The sequence below is a fragment of the Rhodoferax sp. UBA5149 genome, assembly GCF_002413825.1.
Classification (GTDB): domain Bacteria; phylum Pseudomonadota; class Gammaproteobacteria; order Burkholderiales; family Burkholderiaceae_C; genus Rhodoferax.
In genome coordinates this window covers 4,028-5,632 of record NZ_DHXT01000112.1, presented here as the reverse complement: position 1 = coordinate 5,632, position 1,605 = coordinate 4,028, and the positions used below count along the sequence as shown (strand labels likewise).

At 61.9% G+C, this 1,605-nt stretch carries 3 protein-coding genes; 2 read left to right on the top strand and 1 reads right to left on the bottom strand.

The genetic code is table 11. The annotated features are described in order from the left end of the window. Window positions 1-423, bottom strand: a 423-nt coding sequence (locus B3V69_RS10185) for an undecaprenyl-diphosphate phosphatase (protein WP_296446209.1), incomplete at its 3' end; no start/stop codon positions are given. 259 nt (window positions 424-682) lie between these two features. Between B3V69_RS10185 and B3V69_RS10180 the strand changes: the two genes are divergently transcribed. After that, on the top strand, window positions 683-1,267 hold the full coding sequence (locus tag B3V69_RS10180; RefSeq protein WP_296446207.1) for a DUF6622 family protein: 585 nt from the start codon (window positions 683-685) through the stop codon (window positions 1,265-1,267). Between the two features lie 63 nt (window positions 1,268-1,330). Next, on the top strand, window positions 1,331-1,605 hold a 275-nt coding region (locus tag B3V69_RS10175; protein WP_296446205.1), incomplete at its 3' end, for a 2TM domain-containing protein.

The following is a 1,605-nucleotide window of genomic DNA, read 5'->3' as shown; positions in this document are numbered from 1 at the left end:
GCGTGTCACCGCCGGGTTGTTTTCTTGGCGCCGCTCGGCCCACAGAATGATGAATCCCCCCAGGATGAACGTGCTGGCCACCACCACCGGCGTAAAAAGATGCGCTTTGATGGCCTTGCCAAACAGCAGGCCCAGAATGACGGCCGGCACGAAGGCAATGAACACGTTCAGGGCGAAGCGCTGCGCCTGCTTGCTTGAAGGCAAGGCCAGCACCGTGTCGCGAATTTTTTGCCAGTAAACCAAAATCACGGCAAAAATGGCGCCGGTCTGGATGGCGATGTCAAACACCTTGGCTTTGTCGTCGTCAAAGCCCAGCAGGGCGCCGGCCAGAATCAGATGACCCGTGCTTGAAATCGGTAAAAACTCCGTCAAACCCTCGACGACGCCCATGATGGCGGCCTTGATCAGCAATGCAATATCCAAAACAACTCCTGAAATTTTCGGGACAGACTGGAGCGCGCGGCGTGCGGCCCGATCCTCCACAGCTATAAGACCCATGATTATCACCCGCTGCCTCCTGCAGGTCGGGTGCGCCTGGCGCCTCCTGGCTGCATTTCACGTCCTGTTTTACGCATTCGGTCGCATGCCCATGGTGCGCCAGCCCCAAGCCCGGCACAGTTCGCACATCGCTCAACCCCGCAAGGTGCACCATGCAACTCACACCCACACAGGAGAACCCGCCATGCTGATCCAACTCATTACTCAACAGCCGCAAATGCTGGCGCCCATCGTCAAGGCCACCCCGACGTGGGTCTGGGGCCTGCTGGCGACCCTGCTCGCACTGGGCCTGAGCCAGCTGCGTGCCCGTCGCGTGAGCCTCTCGCGCATGACGCTGTTGCCGGTGCTTATGACCGGCCTGTCGCTGTGGGGCACGGTCTCGGCCTTCGCTGGCTCGCCGCTGTTTGCCTATGTGCTGCTGGCCTGGGCCGTCGGCGCGGCGCTGATGCTCGGATTCATCGCGCCGCAGGGGCCGCAGACAGGTACCCAGTACGACGCCGCCTCACGCTGCTTCCAGGTGCCGGGCAGTTGGGTGCCGCTGGCGCTGATCCTGGGCATCTTCCTGACCAAATACATCGTCGGCGTTGATCTCGCCATGCAACCGGCCCTGGCGAAAGATGGCCAATACACGCTGATCATCGGTGCGCTTTACGGCCTGTTCTGCGGTACCTTCGCCGCCCGCGCCGTCCGCCTGTGGCGCCTTGCGTTGCGGCAAGGAGGCAAGGGCACATCCCCACTGGTGGCAACAGTGATCACGCGCGCCTGCTAGCCGCCACGCATCACAGTGACGCGCAAAGTACAGACACTGCAACCCAACCAGAAAGATCCCGCCATGAGAACCACTGCACACTTCACCGACGATCTAGACCGCCTGGCCCACCAGCGTGCTCGCCGAAAAATGGGCTGGTACATCCACGCCTTGCTGTTCGTCACCATCAACCTCGGGCTGGCCGCGCTGGCCGCCCTCAGCGGTCGCTACTGGGCTATTTTTCCGGCGTTCGGCTGGGGCCTGGGTTTGCTGATTCATGGGCTGGTGGTGTTCGTTTTCATGCCCGGCAATGGTGTACGTGAACGCATGGTGCAGCGCGAGCGCGTGGCGCTGCAAAA

Excerpts from the sequence above, each read along its gene's own strand:
- B3V69_RS10180 (WP_296446207.1), top strand. The coding sequence starts at position 683 with ATGCTGATCCAACTCATTACTCAACAGCCGCAAATGCTGGCGCCCATC.